Here is a 15884-nt window from a genome sequence, read left to right on the forward strand (position 1 = left end):
ATGAGGCGGCGACTGGCCACCTTCCTGCACCGGCACGCCGGGGTACGGCTGTCGCTGCTGCTGTCGGCGCCGATGGCGTGGCTGGGGCTGGCCTATCTGGGCGCCCTGGCCGCGCTGCTGGTGACCGCCTTCTGGTCCACCGACACCTTCACCGGGAACCTGATCCGCACGTTCACCTGGTCGAACTTCCAGGATCTGGTGACCGGTGAGGTGTACCGGACGGTCGCGCTCCGTTCCCTCGGGGTGGCGGCGGCGGTGACGCTGATCGACCTGGTGGTGGCCTTCCCGATGGCCTTCGCGATGGCCAAGCTGGCCTCCCCCAGGACCCAGCGCTGGCTGGTCATCGCGGTGCTCACCCCGCTCTGGGCGTCCTACCTGGTCAAGGCGTACGCCTGGCGGGTGCTGCTGTCCTCCGAGGGCATCCTGGGCTGGGGGTACGGGCTGGGCGCGACCATCCTGACCCTGTCCTACCTGTGGTTGCCGTACATGATCCTGCCCATCTACGCGGGCCTGGAGCGGCTGCCCAACTCCCTGCTGGACGCGGCCGGGGACCTGGGGGCCCGGCCGTGGCGGACCTTCCGCACGGTCGTCTGGCCGCTCACCTTCCCGGCCGTGGTGGCCGGGTCGATCTTCACGTTCTCGCTCTCGCTGGGCGACTACATCACCGTGAAGATCGTCGGCGGCAGTTCGCAGCTGATCGGCAACGTGGTCTACGACAACATCGGCGCCGCCAACAACCTGCCGTTCGCGGCGGCCGTGGCCACCGTGCCGGTGCTCATCATGCTGGTCTACCTGTCGGCGGTACGCCGGACCGGAGCCCTGGAGAACCTGTGAACCTGTCCCGTACGGCCCGAGCCGCCCTCTGGACCGCGCTGGGGGCCGGGCTGGCCGTGATCTACCTGCCGCTGGCCGTGGTGGTGGTCAACTCCTTCAACGCCGACCGGACCTTCGGCTGGCCGCCCCCCGGGCTGACCCTGGACTGGTGGGGGGCGGCCTGGCGCTCCACCGGCATGCGGGAGGCGCTGTGGACCTCGGTGCAGGCCGCTCTCGGGGCCACCGCGATCGCGCTGCTGCTGGGCACCATGGCGGCCTTCGCGGTGCAGCGGTACGCCTTCTTCGGTCGGCAGACGGTCTCCCTGCTGATCGTGCTGCCGATCGCGCTGCCCGGCATCGTCACCGGGATCGCGCTGAGCAACACCTTCCACTCGGTGCTGGGGGTCCCGCTCGGGCTGTTCACCGTGATCGTCGGGCACGCCACCTTCTGCGTGGTGACCGTCTACAACAACGTGCTGGCCCGGCTGCGGCGGCTCGGCGTCTCCATCGAGGAGGCCTCGGCCGACCTGGGCGCGGACACCTTCACCACGTTCCGCCTGGTCACCTTTCCGATGATGCGCTCGGCGCTGCTGGCCGGGGGGCTGCTGTCCTTCGCGCTCTCCTTCGACGAGATCATCGTGACCACGTTCACGGCGGGCGCCGGGGTGCGCACCCTGCCCATCTGGATCTTCGAGAACCTGTTCCGGCCCAACCAGGCGCCGGTGGTGAACGTGGTCGCGGCGGCGTTGATCGTGCTGAGCGTGCTGCCGATCTGGCTGGCCCAGCGGATCACGGGCGAGGCGTCGCGCTACTAGCGCTGGTGGTGGCGCTGGTGGTGGCCGTGGTCCAGGAGGCGTGCAGGTCGGCGTAGACGCCCGGCTCGGCCACCAGTTCGGCGTGCGGGCCGCGCTGCACGATCCGGCCGTGCTCGAAGACGATCACCTCGTCGGCGGCCTCGGCCGTGGAGAGGCGGTGCGCGATGGAGATGGCCGTGCGGCCCCGGGTGACGCCCTCCAGGGCACGGGCCAGCCGTACCTCGGTGGCCGGGTCCACCGCCGAGGTGGCCTCGTCCAGCAGCAGCAGGTCCGGGTCGGCCAGGTAGGCGCGGGCCAGCGCGACCAGTTGCCGCTCCCCCGCCGACAGCGACTCCCCGCGCTGCCCGACCGGCGTGCGCAGCCCGTACGGCAGGCCCTCCAGCCAGTCGGCCAGACCCAGTTCGCCGAGCGCCGCGGTGATCTCCTCGTCGGTGGCCTCGGGGCGGCCGAACCGGATGTTCTCCGCCAGCGTGGAGTCGAACAGGAAGCCGTCCTGCGGCACCATCACGATGCGCTCGCGCAGCGAGGAGAACCTCACCTGGCGCAGGTCCACGCCGTCCACGGTGATCCGGCCGCCGGTGGGGTCCATCAGCCGGGTGAGCAGCTTGGCGAAGGTGGTCTTGCCGGAGCCGGTCTCCCCCACCACCGCGATCCTGCTGCGCGGCGGGATGGCCGCGCTGACCTCGTGCAGCACCGGCGGGCCTTCCGGGTAGTGGAAGCCGACCTCCTCGAAGGCCACCGCGATCGGGCCGCGCGGCAGCACCACGCCGTCCTCCGGGTCGGCCACGTCGGCGGGGGTGTCCAGCACGCCGAGGATGCGCCGCCAGCCGGCGATCGCGTTCTGCGCCTCGTTGAGCACCTCGGTGCCCATCTGGAGCGGCGAGATGAACAGGGTGATCAGGAACAGGAAGGCGATCAGCTCGCCCGCGGTGATGTCGCCGTCCAGGCCGAGCAGCACGCCGGCCACCACCACCGCCGCCAGCGCGATCGAGGCCACCAGCTCGCTGATCGGGAAGGTCAGGCCGACGATCTTCTGGGCCCGCACCTGGGCCCGGCGCTGGCCGTCGATGGCCTGGTCGATGCGCTCGGCGGTGCGGTCCTCCGACCCGTACGCGCGGATCACGGCGCTGCCCACCACCGATTCGCTGACCGCGGCCAGCACGTCGCCGGTACGCTCCCTGACCACCGTGTAGCCGCGGGCCACCAGGCGCTGGAAGCGGGGCAGGGCCAGCATCACGGGCAGGAAGCAGAGCCAGACCAGCAGGGTGAGCTGCCAGGAGTAGACCGCCATGAGCACGGTGGCGATGGCCAGCTGGCCCACCGCCAGGATGATCATCAGGCCGCCCCACTGCATGAACGTGCTGATCTGGTCCACGTCCCCGGTCACCCTGGACACCAGGGCGCCGCGGCGCTCGGTGTTCTGGGTGAGCACCGACAGGTCGTGCACGTGCCGGAAGCCCTTGCCGCGCAGGGTGGCCAGGCCGGACTCGGTGGCCCGGTAGAGGCGCACGTTCATCAGGTACCCGGCCAGCGCGGTGAGCAGCACGGCGACCGCGCAGGCCAGCACGGCGTTTCGGATGAACGCCAGGTCGGGGGTGGGCCCCTGGAGGCCCTTGTCGATCACCTGCTGCACCGCGATCGGCACGATGATCTTGCCGACCGTGGCCAGCGCGGCCAGGACGAGCGTGCCGGCCAGGCCCTTGCGGAACTCCGGCGAGAGCCGGATGCCCTGGCGGACCGTCTCCAGGGCGGACCGCTCCAGCGCCTGCATACTCATGCCACGACCTCGTCCTCGATCTCGTCCAGTTCCGCCAGTTCCGCGCGCTCGGTCTCTTCCCGCTCGTAGGCGGTGACCAGGTCCCGGTAACCCGCGCAGCGCCGCAGCAGCTGCTCATGGGTGCCCTGGTCGGCCACGACCCCCTGCTCCAGGTAGACCACCTCGTCGGCGAGGGCGATGGTGGCCATCCGGTAGGCCACCACGATCACCGTGGCCGGCTGGTCGCGCAGGCCGACCAGGATGCGCTTCTCCACCTGGGGGTCCACGCTGGAGGTGGCGTCGTCCAGGATCAGCAGCCGGGGCCGCCGGGCCAGCGCCCTGGCCAGCGCCAGCCGCTGCCGCTGCCCGCCGGAGAGGGTGGCGCCGCGCTCGCCTACACGGGTGTCCAGGGCTTCGGGGAGCGCGCTGATGAAGCCGTCGGCCTGGGCCAGCCGGAGGGCGGCCCAGACCTGCTCGTCGGGCAGCCCGGCACCGAGCGTGATGTTGCCGCGCACCGAGTCGTCGAAGAGGAAGGTGGCCTGCGGCACCAGGGCGACGCTGCCGCTCACCTCGCCGCGCGCCAGCTCCCGCAGGTCCACGCCGTCGACCAGCACGGCGCCCGCGTCGGGGTCGATCAGCCGGCCCAGCAGCTGGGTGAGCGTGGACTTGCCGGAACCGGTGGGCCCGACCACCGCGACGGTCCGGCCCGGCTCGGCGGTGAAGGTGACCCCGCGCAGCACCGGCAGCTCGGGGTCGTAACCGTAGGTGACCTCCCGGGCCTCGGCCCTGGCCGGGTCCTGCCCGGTCAGACGCTCGGCGCCGTACGTCAGGGAGCCGGTGGCGTCCAGCACCTCCTGCACGCGGGTCCAGCCGACGACGCTGCGCGGCAGCTCGGCCAGCACCCAGCCGAGCGCCCGGATCGGGAAGGCGAGCAGGGTGAACAGGTACGCCACCTGGATCAGGTCGCCGGAGGTGACCTGGCCGGAGGTTAACCGCATCGCGCCGACCAGCAGCACGGCCAGCACGCCCAGGGTGGGCAGCGCCTCCAGCAGCGGGTCGAACAGGCCGCGCACCCGGCCCACCGCGATGTTGGCGTCCCGCAGCTCGTCGGCCCTGGCCTGGAAGCGGACGGTCTCGGCCTCCTCGCGGCCGAGGGTCTTGACCACCAGGGCGCCGTCGAAGCTCTCGTGCGCCACCTCGCTGACCGAGGCGCGCAGCTCCTGGGCGCGGGTGGCGAGCGGGGAGAGCCGCCGCTGGTAGACGAGGTTCAGCAGGGCGATCGCCGGAAATATCAGGAAACCGACGATGGCCAGCATGGGGTCGGTGACCACGATGGCCACCGCCGCCGCGAGCAGCATGATGATCACGCCGACCGCCATCGGGAGCGGGGCCAGCGGGCCCCAGGCGGCCTCGGCGTCGGAGCTGGCGTTGGAGAGCAGCTGGCCGGTCGGGTGGCGGTGGTGCCAGGAGATCGGCAGCCGCAGGTACTGGCGGGTGACCGCGCGCCGGGAGTGCGCCTGCATGCGGTACTGCATGATCCCGGCCAGGATGCGGCGGCCCATCACCCCGAGCGCCTTGAGCGCCGCCACGCCGATGATGAGCAGCCCGGCGGCCGTGAGGGCGCCGCCGGTGGTGGTGCCCTGGCGGAAGGCGGGCAGCACCACGTTCTCGGTGGCCCAGCCCAGCGCCCAGGCCGCGGCCACGGTCATCACGCCGTAGACGGCGCTGGCCAGCACGGCCACGGTGAAGATGCGCGGCTCGGTCTTGATGGCGACACCGATCACCCGGAACCCCTGGCGCATGACTGCGGAAGAAACCTTGGTCGGCACGCGGGGTTCCTTTCGGTTGCTTCGGTTGTGGCTCCGTTACAGCAGAGCTTCCGAGAGATGACAGTACATAAGGGGACAGACATCCTGGATCAGCCCATAGGCTGACAGGTCGCTTGCTAGTGGTCAGCCGCTGGTCCTAGGCACGTGAAATCTTTCCGGAGCGGCAGGTTATTCCCGCTCGCGCCCTGCTCTCGGTCCCGATCTAGTCTGGGTGCCGTGACCCACGCCCGCGCGGAACGCGCCGCGCTCAGCGACCTGCTCGACCGGCTCGGTCCGGACGCGCCCACCCTGTGCACGGGTGGACGACGGCCGATCTGGCCGCCCACCTGGTGCTCCGGGAACGGCGCATCGATGCCGCCGCCGGAATCTCGGTAAAATTCCTCGGGCCCTACACCCGGACCGTGCAGACCGATCTCAAGTCCGGCACGCCCTATCCGAAGCTGGTGGACATGGTCCGCACCGGGCCGCCCCGCTGGACGCCGTACGGTCTGGTGCCCGGGCTGGACTCCCTCGTCAACACCATCGAGTTCCTGGTCCACCACGAGGACGTGCGCCGCGCCCAGCCCGGCTGGGAGCCCCGCGCGCTCCCCGCCGACCTGGACGACCTGATCTGGCGGCGCCTCAAGGCCGGCGGCCGGTTCTTCTTCCGCAAGTCCCCCGTCGGGGTGGTGCTCCGCCGCGCCGACACCCCGGACAAGGCGGGCGCCAAGATGGCCGACCCGGCCGTGGTGGTGACCGGCGCGCCCCTGGAACTCCTGCTGTTCGCCTTCGGCCGCCAGTCCCACGCCAGGGTCGCCATGGACGGCCCCGACGACGCCGTGAGCCGTCTCATGGCCGCCCCGCTGGGGGCGTGAGGCCCCAGCGATCAGCCTCAGTGACCGGGCCGGTCCAGTTCGTCGGTGAGGCGCTCCACCTCGGTGCGGATCCGGCGGAGCACCTCCCGGGCTGACTGGTCCTGCACGGCGTGGATGTCGGCGGTCAGCTGGGAGGAGAGTTCCTTCAGGTTCCTGGCCAGGACGGCGGCCTCGACCGTACCGGGGCCGAGGGCCAGCACGGGGCGGAGCGCCTCGGCGAGGCGGGCGGGGGAATCCACGCTGGGGTCCATGAGCGTGCGCACTCCTCAGGATCGTCTCGGCACATCGCGGGATGAACAATTCATCACGCCACCCTGCGGCAGGGGAGCCGGGCAGATCTCATCGGGTGATGGAATCCGGCGAAGTTTTCGTGGTTACGGACAAGGTTGCGGACATCCGGACTTATCCCCAATTCGCGTACGGTACCCACCGAAATGGGGCAGCATGAGGGGCAGCGCATCACGGTTGGAGCCCCGCCTTGAACGTCAAGAAGCTGTTAACGTACGCGATCATCGCTTTTGTGATCTTCTATTTGTTCACCCAGCCGACCGGTGCGGCGTCGGCGGTCCGCGGGGTTCTGGACGGAATCGGGGCCGGAGCGGAGTCGCTATCACGGTTCTTCACATCACTGTTCGCTGGTTAGCGGCGGCGGTTACTCTGAGACGCCGGTGAGTCGGGGGGGCCGGAAGGTCCTCCTTGCTTCGCGGCTAGTTATGATCATTCGGGTTGCCGGGTACATAGCAGCGGGAAACTGACCGCAGGAGGCCCCCTGATGCAGGTCAAGAAGGTGCTCACGTATGCGGGTATCGCGTTCGTGGTCTTCTACCTCTACACGCAGCCGTCCGCCGCGGCTGCGGCCGTGCGTGGCGTGTTCGACAGCGTGAACACCGGCGCCACGCAGTTGGCGACCTTCTTCACGCAGGTTCTGCGGTGATCTGACCGGCCCGTGAGCCAGTCTCCCGGGCCGATCCGCTGACACCTCACCATCGCCGACCTCCCGATCGTTGCTCGCCCGTCCCCGGCCTCGACCGCGCTCGAAGGCGTGCGCGGGTGAGCTGCAACTGATCGGGAGGTGCGTTGTGCGCGCGGTATGGATACACGAGTTCGGCGATCCGGACGTGCTGGTGGTCGCCGACACCCCGGAACCGTCGCCGGGCCCGGGCCAGGTCGTGGTCGAGGTGGAATTCGCCAACCTCACCTTCGTGGAGACCCAGGTCCGCGCGGGGACCGGCCCGTTCCGCCCGGCGCTGCCCACGATCCTCGGCAACGGCGTCGGCGGCGTGGTCGCCTCGGCCGGCTCGGGGGTCGATCCGGGCCTGGTCGGCCGGCGGGTGGTCACCTCCACCGGCGGCTCCGGCGGGTACGCCGAGCGGGTGGCCGTGGCCGCGGCGGGGCTGTTCACCGTACCGGAGGGTCTGGCGCTGGACGCGGCGGTGGCGCTGCTCGCCGACGGCAGGACCGCGACCCTGATGCTGCGGGCGGGCGCGCCCGCCCCGGGTGAGCGGGTGCTGGTGGAGGCCGCGGCCGGCGGGGTGGGTTCCCTGCTGGTGCAGCTGGCGGTGGCCGCCGGAGCCCGGGTGATCGGGGCGGCGGGCGGCGACCTCAAGATGGCGGTGGCCGCGGAGCTGGGCGCCGAGACGGTCGTGGACTACCGCGACCCCGCCTGGCCCGAGCTGGTGCGCAAGGCCGCCGGCGGCGTGGACGTGGTCCTCGACGGTGTGGGCGGTGCCGTCGCCGGCGCCGCCTTCGAACTGCTCGATCCCGGCGGCCGGATGGTCAGCTTCGGGCTGGCCAGCGGCGAGTGGGCGAAGATCCCGCCGGAGCGCGCGGCGGAGCGCCGGGTCACCCTGGTCCGGCCCAGCCCCACGCCCGAGGAGTTGCGCGCCGCCACCGAGCAGGCCCTGGCCGCGGGCGCGGCGGGGCGGCTGCGGCCGCTGATCGGCCAGATGTTCCCGCTGGAGCAGGCCGCCGAGGCGCACCGGGCCATGGCCGCCCGTGGCACGCTCGGCAAGACCCTGCTGCGGGTCAGGGACAGCTAGGTCAGGGACAGCCAGGTGGGGGACAGTCGGGCGCGGGACGGTCGATAGGGCCGCAGGAGCCCAGCCCGCCGATGACGGCGGTGAGGGCGTCGGCCAGCGCCTCGGTCTGGGCCGGGGTGAGGTTGTCGAAGACCAGGCGGCGGACGTCCTCCACATGGCCGGGGGCGATGCTCTCGACCAGGGCGCGCCCGGCGGGGGAGATCTCGGCGACGGTGACCCGGCCGTCCTCGGGGCTGGGGCTGAGCAGGACCAGGCCGCGGTCGCGGAGCTTGTTCATGCGGTGGCTGAGGCGGCTCTGCGACATGGTGAGCATGGCGGCCAGCTCGCTCAGCCGGTAGGAGCGGTCGCTCAGCGCGGCGAGCAGGCCGTACTCGATGTGCACCAGGCCGTGGCGGCGGTGGGCGCGCTCCAGTTCGGGGAGGGCGAGCATGGCGAAGCCGATGAGGCCCTGCCATGCCCGCTGTTCGGTTTCGTCCAGCCATCCGCCCCGTGGTTCCACATCAGAAAGCGTACGGACCGAACCTCCCCCATGCGACGACGGCGGCCAGGGCCAGCAGCACGACGTTGACGACGATGACCGAGGACTCCTTGCGGCGCAGGTGGGTGAGGATGGCGCCGGCCATGACGAGCACCAGGCCGGTGGCGGCCAGCGGGGTGAGCACGGGGGCGATGCCGGTCACGGCGGGGAGGATGAGGCCGAGGGCGGCCAGGAACTCCAGTGCGCCGATGCCCTTGATCTGGGTGGCGGAGAAGTCCTCCGTCCAGGGCATGGCGGCCTTGAGCTGGTCTTTGGGCCGGGTGGTCTTGATGATGCCGGCCCCGGCGAAGGCCACGGCGAGCAGGCCTTGCAGGACCCAGAGGACAACGTTCATCGGTACTCCTTGGGGGAAACTTGATGCTTCAAGCTATCGGACCTTACTTGAAGCATCAAGTTCCCGGCCCATGGCATCACGATGAGTAACCATCCTGTGACACCGGCCGAAATGGACTTACCTCACAAAGAGGAAATTAATGGTGTTACTCCATTCGGCCGAGGGTGCAAGTCGCCAGAAAGCAAGAGGAAAAACATTCGTCTTGTAATGACAGACTTAACAATTCGCCGATAACATCACCGAACGTGGCTGAAGGTGATCTTCCAGCACTAAGTCTGGCCGACGACCTCTACTTCGTCATGCATGACGACGTGTCAGGGCGAATGCGGCTCCATCCCCGGCTGACCGGTCTCGGACTGGCCGCCGCGGTGCTCGGTGAGCTGATGCTGACCGGGCGCGTCACCGTCCGGCTGGTCCCGGGTCAGGTCCAACTCGCCGTGGTCGACCCGGCGCCGACCGGTGACGCGCCCACCCAGTACGCCCTGGACCACCTGGTCGCCGAGCCCACCCACCCGGTCGGCACCTGGCTGCTCTTCCTGGCCAGAACCGCGCACGCCGACGTGGCGGCCAGGATGACCGAGGCCGGCCTGCTCCGGCCCGCGGCCAAACGCCTGCTGGGATCGACCGCCCAGGCCCCGGTGGAGGCCAACAAGGCGGCCTGGCCGGTGGGACGGCTCAATCTGGCCATCGAGCGCCGCCAGCCGCTGCGCATGCAGGACGGCGTGCTCTTCGGCCTGCTGGTCGCCACCGGCGGCTCGCGGCTGGTGCTCTGGGACCAGAGCCCCCAGTACCTGCGCGAGTCCATCGCCGCCCTGCCCGCCACGCTGCGGGAGCTGATCGCCCAGACCGAGGCCGCCGTGGGCGGTGCGGTGATCAGCCGCCGCTGAATCTTTCAGCGAATTCGTTCAGCGCACCGGGTGTCCGGCGGCCCGCAGCGTGTCCTTCACGTCGGGGATCTTCAGCTCGCCGAAGTGGAAGACGCTGGCCGCCAGCACCGCGTCCGCGCCCGCCGCGACGGCCGGCGGGAAGTCGGCCAGCTTGCCCGCGCCGCCCGAGGCGATCACCGGCACCGTCACCACGGCCCGCACGGCCTCGATCATCTCGATGTCGTAGCCGTCCTTGGTGCCGTCGCCGTCCATCGAGTTGAGCAGGATCTCGCCGACCCCCAGCTCCTGGCCCCTGGCCGCCCACTCCACCGCGTCGATGCCGGTCCCCCGGCGCCCGCCGTGCGTGGTCACCTCGAAGCCGCTGGGCGTGGGCGGACCGTCCACCACCCGCCGGGCGTCCACCGACAGCACGATGCACTGCGCCCCGAACCGCCAGGACGCCTCACGCAGCAGCTCCGGACGGCTGATCGCGGCGGTGTTGATGCCGACCTTGTCGGCGCCCGCGCGCAGCAGCCGGTCCACGTCCTCCACCGCGCGGACCCCGCCGCCCACGGTGAGCGGGATGAAGACCTGCTCGGCGGTGCGGCGCACCACGTCCAGCATGGTGGAGCGGTCGGAGCTGGAGGCGGTGATGTCCAGGAAGGTCAGCTCGTCGGCGCCCTCGGCGTCGTAGCGACGGGCCAGCTCCACCGGGTCGCCGGCGTCCCGCAGGTTCTCGAAGTTGACGCCCTTGACCACCCGCCCGGCGTCCACGTCCAGGCAGGGGATCACGCGTACCGCTACGGTCATGGCCGGTACGCCTCTATTTCGACCTCGACCAGCATGCGCGGGTCGACCAGGCCGGCCACCTGGACGCTGGTGCAGGCCGGGCGCACCTCGCGGAAGATGTGGCCGTGCGCGTTGCCGACCGCGTCGAAGTCGGCCTCGTTGACCACGTAGAGCCGGGTGCGGACCACGTCGTCGCGGGAGGCGCCGGCCTTGGCCAGCGCGTCCAGGGCCACCCCGAAGGCGGTGATGGCCTGCTGGTAGGCGTCGCCGATGTGCTGGAGCTCGCCGCCGACCACGGCGGTGCAGCCGGAGACCAGCACGTGCGGTCCGGCGATGACGGCGCGCGAGTAGCCGTAGCGGTCCTCCCAGGGGCCGCCGGAGGCGATGCGGGTGGCGGGGATCATGCGCGCACCGCCTTCAGCGCGTCCTGGAGGGTGAACTGCTCGGCGTACAGGGCCTTGCCCACGATGGCGCCCTCGACGCCGTCGGGGACCAGGGTGGCCAGGGCGCGCAGGTCGTCCAGCGAGGAGACGCCGCCGCTGGCGATCACCGGCCGGTCGGTGCGGGCGCAGACCTGGCGGAGCAGGTCCAGGTTGGGGCCGCGCAACGTGCCGTCCTTGGTGACGTCGGTGACCACGTAGCGGGGGCAGCCGTCGGCCTCCAGCCGGTCGAGCACCTCCCACAGGTCGCCGCCCTCCTCGGTCCAGCCGCGGGCGGCCAGCGTGCTGCCGCGCACGTCCAGGCCGACCGCGATCCGGTCGCCGTGCTCAGCGATGATCTTGGCGCACCAGGCCGGGTTCTCCAGCGCGGCGGTGCCGATGTTGACCCGGCGGCAGCCGGTGGCCAGCGCCGCGGCCAGCGAGGCGTCGTCCCGGATACCGCCGGAGAGCTCCACCCGCACGTCCAGCTTGCCGACCACCTCGGCCAGCAACTCCCGGTTGCTCCCCCGGCCGAAGGCGGCGTCCAGGTCCACCAGGTGGATCCACTCGGCCCCGGCCTCCTGCCAGGCCAGGGCGGCGGCGAGCGGGTCGCCGTAGGAGGTCTCCGAACCCGCCTCTCCCTGGACCAGGCGGACGGCCTGGCCGTCCGCCACGTCCACCGCGGGTAGCAACACCAGGGACATCGTTTACGACCTCCGGTCGAAGAAGACGGTGACAAGCACCGGGATGAGCAGGAGCGACACCGCGAAGACCGCGATTCTGGCCATCCAGGTGTCGAGAAGAATCCAGGCCAGCACCTGGACCAGGAACCAGAGCACGGCCATCACCGCGTTCTGCGTGCGGCGCCGCCTGGCCAGGTAGCCGCCCTGCCGGGCCACCCGAACCGGCCGGGGTAGCACCGCGGTGATGCGTCCGCGCAGCTCCCGGCGGCGGGCGGCGCGGGCCTCGCGGACGGCGCGCTCGGCGGCCAGCTTGGCCTGCTCGGCCTCCCGCGCGGCCCGCCGCTTGGCCCGTTCCTTGCTCATGGCAGGGTGTTCAGCCAGTTGGCCAGCAGTTGGGCGCCGGCGTCGCCGGACTTCTCGGGATGGAACTGGGTGGCCATCAGCGGGCCGTTCTCCACGGCCGCCACGAACGGCACACCGTGCTCGCCCCAGGTGACCAGCGGCTGGGTGAACCCGGGCCCGGCCTGGAGTTCCCAGTGCCGTACGCCGTAGGAGTGCACGAAGTAGAACCGGGTGTCCGCGTCGAGCCCCCGGAAGAGCACCGAGCCCTCCGGCACGGTGACCGTGTTCCAGCCCATGTGCGGCAGCACCGGCGCCTCCAGCCGCTCCACCGTGCCGGGCCACTCCCCGCAGCCCTCGGTGTGCACGCCGTGCTCGACGCCCTTCTCGAACAGGATCTGCATGCCGACGCAGATGCCCAGCACCGGCCGCCCGGCCGCCAATCGCCGGCCCACGATGCGGTCCCCGTGCACGCCCTTCAGCCCGGCCATGCAGGCCGCGAACGCGCCCACGCCGGGAACCACCAGGCCGTCGCACTCCATCGCCGCGTCGTAGTCGGCGGTCACCGTCACCTCGGCCCCGGCCCGGGCCACCGCCCGCTCCGCGGAACGCAGGTTCCCCGACCCGTAGTCCAGGATCACGACGCGCTTGTTCACTGCCACCAGAGCACCCCCGCCGTTATCGCCAGTGCCGATACCGCGCCCGTCACCACTGCGGCCACCTTGAACCCCTGGCGGAAGAAGGAGATGACCCCGCCGATGAGGAAGAGGCCAAAGAAGATCATTCCACCGGAGGCGAGGGTCACAGCACTCCCTTGGTACTGGGCACGCCCGTCGCGCGCGGGTCGGGCTCGCAGGCCGCGCGGAGCGCCCGGGCCAGCGCCTTGAACTGCGCCTCCACGATGTGGTGGGCGTTGCGCCCGTACGGCACCCGCACGTGCAGGCAGATCGCGGCCTGGGCCACGAAGGACTCCAGGATGTGCCGGGTGAGCGTGGTGTCGTACTCCGGGCCGATCATCGGCGCCATGCCCTCGGGCTCGCTGTGCACCAGGTACGGCCGGCCGGACAGGTCCACGGTGACCTCGGCCAGCGCCTCGTCCAGCGGGCAGGACGCGTTGCCGAACCGCCGGATGCCCGACTTGTCGCCCAGCGCCTCCCGGAAGGCGGCGCCCAGCGCGATCGCGGTGTCCTCGATCGTGTGGTGGGAGTCGATGTGCAGGTCGCCCTCGGTCTTCACGGTCAGGTCGAACAGACCGTGCTTGCCCAGCTGGGCGAGCATGTGGTCGTAAAACCCGACGCCGGTGGCCACCTCCACCTGGCCGGTGCCGTCGAGGTTGACCTCGACCAGCACCGAGGTCTCCTTGGTGGCCCGCTCAATCCGCCCGATCCTCATCCGAGAACCCCTTCCAGCGCGGCCCGGAAGGCCGCCATCTCCTCCGGTGTGCCGATCGAGACGCGCAGCCAGCCGGCCGGGCCGGTCTCCCTGATCAGCACGCCGCGGTCCAGCAGTCCTTCCCACACCGCATGCCGATCCGGAAACTTACCGAATAGCACGAAATTGGAGTCGCTGTCAGCGACCGTCAGGCCACGTTGCCGTAGCCAGCGCACCGTCTCGTCCCGCTCGGCGCGCAGCGCGGCCACCGTGCCCAGCAGCTCCTCGCGGTGCGCCAGCGCCACCCGGGCCGCGGCCTGGGTGAGCGTGGACAGATGGTACGGCAACCGCACCAGCAGCATGGCGTCGATCACGGCCGGGTCCGCCGCCAGGTAGCCCACCCGGGCCCCGGCCAGCGCGAACGCCTTGGACATGGTCCGGGTCACGACCAGCCGGGGGTGGCTGGGCAGCAGGGTCAGCGCCGAGGGCGTGCCGCCCCGGGCGAACTCCGCGTACGCCTCGTCCACCACCACCATGCCGGGGGCGGCGGCCAGCACCCGCTCGATCACCGCGATCGGCAGCGCCGTCCCGGTCGGGTTGTTGGGCGAGGTGAGGAAGACCACGTCCGGCCGGTGCTCCTCGATGAGCGCCACCGCCCGGTCGGGGTCGAGCGAGAAGTCCTGCTCCCGCCCGCCCTCGATCCACCGGGTGTTGGTGCCCCCGGCGATGATCGGGTGCATCGAGTACGACGGCTCGAACCCGATGGCCGAGCGGCCGGGCCCGCCGAACGCCTGGAGGACCTGCTGCAGGATCTCGTTGGAGCCGTTGGCCGCCCAGAGCTGCCGCCCGGTCAGCCCGTGGCCGAGGAAGTCGGCCAGGTCCTTGCGGAGCTCCACGGCGTCCCGGTCGGGGTAGCGGTTGAGCGTGCCGGCGGCCCGGCGGATCGCCTCGGCCAGGTCCGCGGCCAGCGCGTCCGACGGCCGGTACGGATTCTCGTTGGTGTTCAGCTGCACCGCCACGTCGAGCTGCGGCGCGCCGTAGGGCTGCTTGCCGCGCAGGTCGTCCCGGATGGGCAGGTCGTCGAGAGTGGTCACGGGGCGGGGATCTCCCAGTCGAAACGGGCGCGCACGGCGGCGCCGTGACCGGGCAGGTCCTCGGCGTCGGCGAGCGTGCAGACCAGCGGCGCGGCCTCGGCGAGCGCCTCTCGGGTGTAGTCGACCACGTGCACGCCGCGCAGGAAGGTCTGCACGGACAGGCCGGAGCTGTGGCAGGCGCAGCCGCCGGTGGGCAGCACGTGGTTGGAGCCGGCCAGGTAGTCGCCGAGCGAGACCGGCGCGAAGGAGCCGACGAAGATGGCCCCGGCGTTGCGCACCCGGGCCGCCACGGCCGCCGCGTCGGCGGTCTGGATCTCCAGGTGCTCGGCCGCGTACGCGTCGACCACGCGCAGGCCGTCCTCGAGGGAGGAGACCAGCACGACGCCGGACTGCGGGCCGCCCAGCGCGGTGGCGATGCGCTCGCGGTGCTTGGTGGCCTCGACCTGGACGGCGAGCTCCTTCTCCACCGCCTCGGCCAGGTCCTCGGAGTCGGTGACCAGCACGGCGGCGGCCATCGGGTCGTGCTCGGCCTGGCTGATCAGGTCGGCGGCCACGTGCACCGGGTCGGCGGTGGCGTCGGCGAGCACCGCGATCTCGGTCGGGCCCGCCTCGGCGTCGATCCCGATCCGGCCCTTGAGCAGGCGCTTGGCGGCGGCCACCCAGACGTTGCCTGGACCGGTGACCATGCTGACCGGCGGGCAGTCCTCGGTGCCGTAGGCGAACATGGCCACGGCCTGGGCGCCGCCCACCGCGTAGACCTCCGCCACGCCGAGCAGCGCGCAGGCGGCCAGGATGGTGGGGTGCGGCAGGCCGTCGGACTGCGGCGGCGAGGCCACCGCCATCGAGGGCACCCCGGCCTCCTGGGCGGGGACCACGTTCATGACCACGCTGGACGGGTAGACGGCCAGGCCGCCCGGCGCGTACAGCCCGACCCGCTCGACCGGGATCCAGCGTTCGGTGACGGTGCCGCCGGGGACCACGGCGGTGGTCACGTCGGTGCGGCGCTGGTCGCGGTGGACCAGCCGGGTGCGCCGGATGGCCTCCTCCAGGGCCTGCCTGACCTTCGGGTCGAGCCCGGCCAGGGCGGCGGTGATGGCGGCGGCGGGCACCCGGGCGGTGGGCAGGTCGACCCCGTCGAAGCGGGCGGTCAGTTCCCGTACGGCCGCCGCGCCGCGATGGCGGACCTCCTCGCAGATGGGCCGCACCTTCTCCAGGGCGGCCTCCACGTCCAGGTCGGCACGGGGCAGCACATCGCGCAGGTCCCGGGGCAGCGGGCCGCGCAGGTCGATACGGGAAATCACTCGCCCAGTCTACGGAGGGTCCGCCCGGATTCCGGTTCTGTCCA

21 protein-coding genes are annotated in these 15884 nt (G+C 71.7%); 7 read left to right on the forward strand and 14 right to left on the reverse strand.

The genetic code is table 11. The features are described from left to right. Both KIP79_RS10005 and KIP79_RS10010 read left to right on the forward strand, forming a co-directional pair. Entirely contained in the window at positions 1-834 is an 834-nt protein-coding gene (locus KIP79_RS10005) for an ABC transporter permease (protein WP_214104415.1), read from the forward strand. Then, a complete protein-coding gene (locus tag KIP79_RS10010; protein ID WP_214104416.1) occupies positions 831-1628 on the forward strand; it encodes an ABC transporter permease in 798 nt (265 codons plus the stop codon). The genes KIP79_RS10005 and KIP79_RS10010 overlap by 4 nt, the downstream gene beginning before the upstream one ends. On the opposite strand, the gene KIP79_RS10015 is transcribed toward KIP79_RS10010, so the two are convergent. Then, positions 1603-3405, reverse strand: coding sequence for an ABC transporter ATP-binding protein (locus tag KIP79_RS10015; protein WP_214104417.1), 1803 nt, complete (start codon positions 3403-3405; stop codon positions 1603-1605). The genes KIP79_RS10010 and KIP79_RS10015 overlap by 26 nt on opposite strands. Beyond that, positions 3402-5186, reverse strand: coding sequence for an ABC transporter ATP-binding protein (locus tag KIP79_RS10020; RefSeq protein WP_214104467.1), 1785 nt, complete (start codon positions 5184-5186; stop codon positions 3402-3404). The genes KIP79_RS10015 and KIP79_RS10020 overlap by 4 nt, the downstream gene beginning before the upstream one ends. A gap of 317 nt (positions 5187-5503) precedes the next feature. On the opposite strand from KIP79_RS10020, the gene KIP79_RS10025 reads away from it, so the two are divergent. After that, a complete protein-coding gene (locus KIP79_RS10025) occupies positions 5504-6067 on the forward strand; it encodes a TIGR03085 family metal-binding protein (protein WP_308169646.1) in 564 nt (187 codons plus the stop codon). Between the two features lie 17 nt (positions 6068-6084). Here KIP79_RS10025 and KIP79_RS10030 read toward each other — a convergent pair whose 3' ends face one another. Then, positions 6085-6318 (reverse strand): hypothetical protein, encoded by a 234-nt coding sequence (locus tag KIP79_RS10030; protein WP_214104418.1) that lies wholly within the window; start codon positions 6316-6318, stop codon positions 6085-6087. 227 nt (positions 6319-6545) lie between these two features. Between KIP79_RS10030 and KIP79_RS10035 the strand changes: the two genes are divergently transcribed. The 3 genes from KIP79_RS10035 to KIP79_RS10045 all read left to right on the forward strand — a co-directional run bounded on the left by KIP79_RS10035 (position 6546) and on the right by KIP79_RS10045 (position 8106). Beyond that, positions 6546-6710: a hypothetical protein gene (locus tag KIP79_RS10035; protein ID WP_214104419.1), complete on the forward strand. Its 165-nt coding sequence runs from the start codon at positions 6546-6548 to the stop codon at positions 6708-6710. Between the two features lie 129 nt (positions 6711-6839). Beyond that, on the forward strand, positions 6840-7001 hold the full coding sequence (locus tag KIP79_RS10040; RefSeq protein WP_214104420.1) for a hypothetical protein: 162 nt from the start codon (positions 6840-6842) through the stop codon (positions 6999-7001). A 145-nt stretch (positions 7002-7146) separates the two neighbouring features. Beyond that, positions 7147-8106, forward strand: coding sequence for a zinc-binding dehydrogenase (locus tag KIP79_RS10045; RefSeq protein ID WP_214104421.1), 960 nt, complete (start codon positions 7147-7149; stop codon positions 8104-8106). 1 nt (position 8107) lies between these two features. Here KIP79_RS10045 and KIP79_RS10050 read toward each other — a convergent pair whose 3' ends face one another. Further along, positions 8108-8605: a MarR family winged helix-turn-helix transcriptional regulator gene (locus KIP79_RS10050; protein ID WP_214104422.1), complete on the reverse strand. Its 498-nt coding sequence runs from the start codon at positions 8603-8605 to the stop codon at positions 8108-8110. Position 8606: 1 nt separating this feature from the next. Continuing rightward, a complete protein-coding gene (locus tag KIP79_RS10055; protein ID WP_214104423.1) occupies positions 8607-8978 on the reverse strand; it encodes a DoxX family protein in 372 nt (123 codons plus the stop codon). A 245-nt stretch (positions 8979-9223) separates the two neighbouring features. Here KIP79_RS10055 and KIP79_RS10060 point away from each other — a divergent pair, with 245 nt between their 5' ends. Next, positions 9224-9865, forward strand: a complete 642-nt coding sequence (locus KIP79_RS10060) for a GOLPH3/VPS74 family protein (RefSeq protein WP_214104424.1) — start codon at positions 9224-9226, stop codon at positions 9863-9865. Positions 9866-9883: 18 nt separating this feature from the next. On the opposite strand, the gene hisF is transcribed toward KIP79_RS10060, so the two are convergent. From hisF to hisD, 9 genes are read right to left on the reverse strand one after another with little or no spacing between them, the layout of a single operon-like run. Further along, positions 9884-10654 carry an imidazole glycerol phosphate synthase subunit HisF gene (gene hisF / locus KIP79_RS10065; protein ID WP_214104425.1) on the reverse strand — a complete coding sequence of 257 codons (771 nt, stop codon included), beginning with the start codon at positions 10652-10654 and terminating at the stop codon, positions 9884-9886. Further along, positions 10651-11037: a RidA family protein gene (locus KIP79_RS10070; RefSeq protein WP_214104426.1), complete on the reverse strand. Its 387-nt coding sequence runs from the start codon at positions 11035-11037 to the stop codon at positions 10651-10653. The genes hisF and KIP79_RS10070 overlap by 4 nt, the downstream gene beginning before the upstream one ends. Next, positions 11034-11756 carry a bifunctional 1-(5-phosphoribosyl)-5-((5-phosphoribosylamino)methylideneamino)imidazole-4-carboxamide isomerase/phosphoribosylanthranilate isomerase PriA gene (gene priA, locus KIP79_RS10075; RefSeq protein WP_214104427.1) on the reverse strand — a complete coding sequence of 241 codons (723 nt, stop codon included), beginning with the start codon at positions 11754-11756 and terminating at the stop codon, positions 11034-11036. The genes KIP79_RS10070 and priA overlap by 4 nt, the downstream gene beginning before the upstream one ends. Positions 11757-11759: 3 nt before the next feature. After that, entirely contained in the window at positions 11760-12098 is a 339-nt protein-coding gene (locus KIP79_RS10080; protein ID WP_214104428.1) for a hypothetical protein, read from the reverse strand. Further along, the gene (hisH, locus tag KIP79_RS10085) at positions 12095-12730 is read right to left on the reverse strand and encodes an imidazole glycerol phosphate synthase subunit HisH (protein WP_214104468.1); all 636 of its coding nucleotides are present in this window, start codon (positions 12728-12730) and stop codon (positions 12095-12097) included. Before hisH ends, KIP79_RS10080 begins: the two co-directional genes overlap by 4 nt. Next, on the reverse strand, positions 12727-12879 hold the full coding sequence (locus KIP79_RS10090; protein WP_214104472.1) for a CG2302 family histidine operon protein: 153 nt from the start codon (positions 12877-12879) through the stop codon (positions 12727-12729). Before KIP79_RS10090 ends, hisH begins: the two co-directional genes overlap by 4 nt. Beyond that, on the reverse strand, positions 12876-13466 hold the full coding sequence (gene hisB / locus KIP79_RS10095; protein ID WP_214104429.1) for an imidazoleglycerol-phosphate dehydratase HisB: 591 nt from the start codon (positions 13464-13466) through the stop codon (positions 12876-12878). Before hisB ends, KIP79_RS10090 begins: the two co-directional genes overlap by 4 nt. Further along, positions 13463-14539, reverse strand: coding sequence for a histidinol-phosphate transaminase (locus KIP79_RS10100; protein ID WP_214104430.1), 1077 nt, complete (start codon positions 14537-14539; stop codon positions 13463-13465). Before KIP79_RS10100 ends, hisB begins: the two co-directional genes overlap by 4 nt. After that, entirely contained in the window at positions 14536-15840 is a 1305-nt protein-coding gene (gene hisD, locus KIP79_RS10105) for a histidinol dehydrogenase (RefSeq protein WP_214104431.1), read from the reverse strand. Before hisD ends, KIP79_RS10100 begins: the two co-directional genes overlap by 4 nt. Between the last annotated feature and the right edge of the window lie 44 nt (positions 15841-15884).

The sequence above is a fragment of the Acrocarpospora catenulata genome (assembly GCF_018476525.1).
Lineage (GTDB): Bacteria > Actinomycetota > Actinomycetes > Streptosporangiales > Streptosporangiaceae > Acrocarpospora > Acrocarpospora catenulata.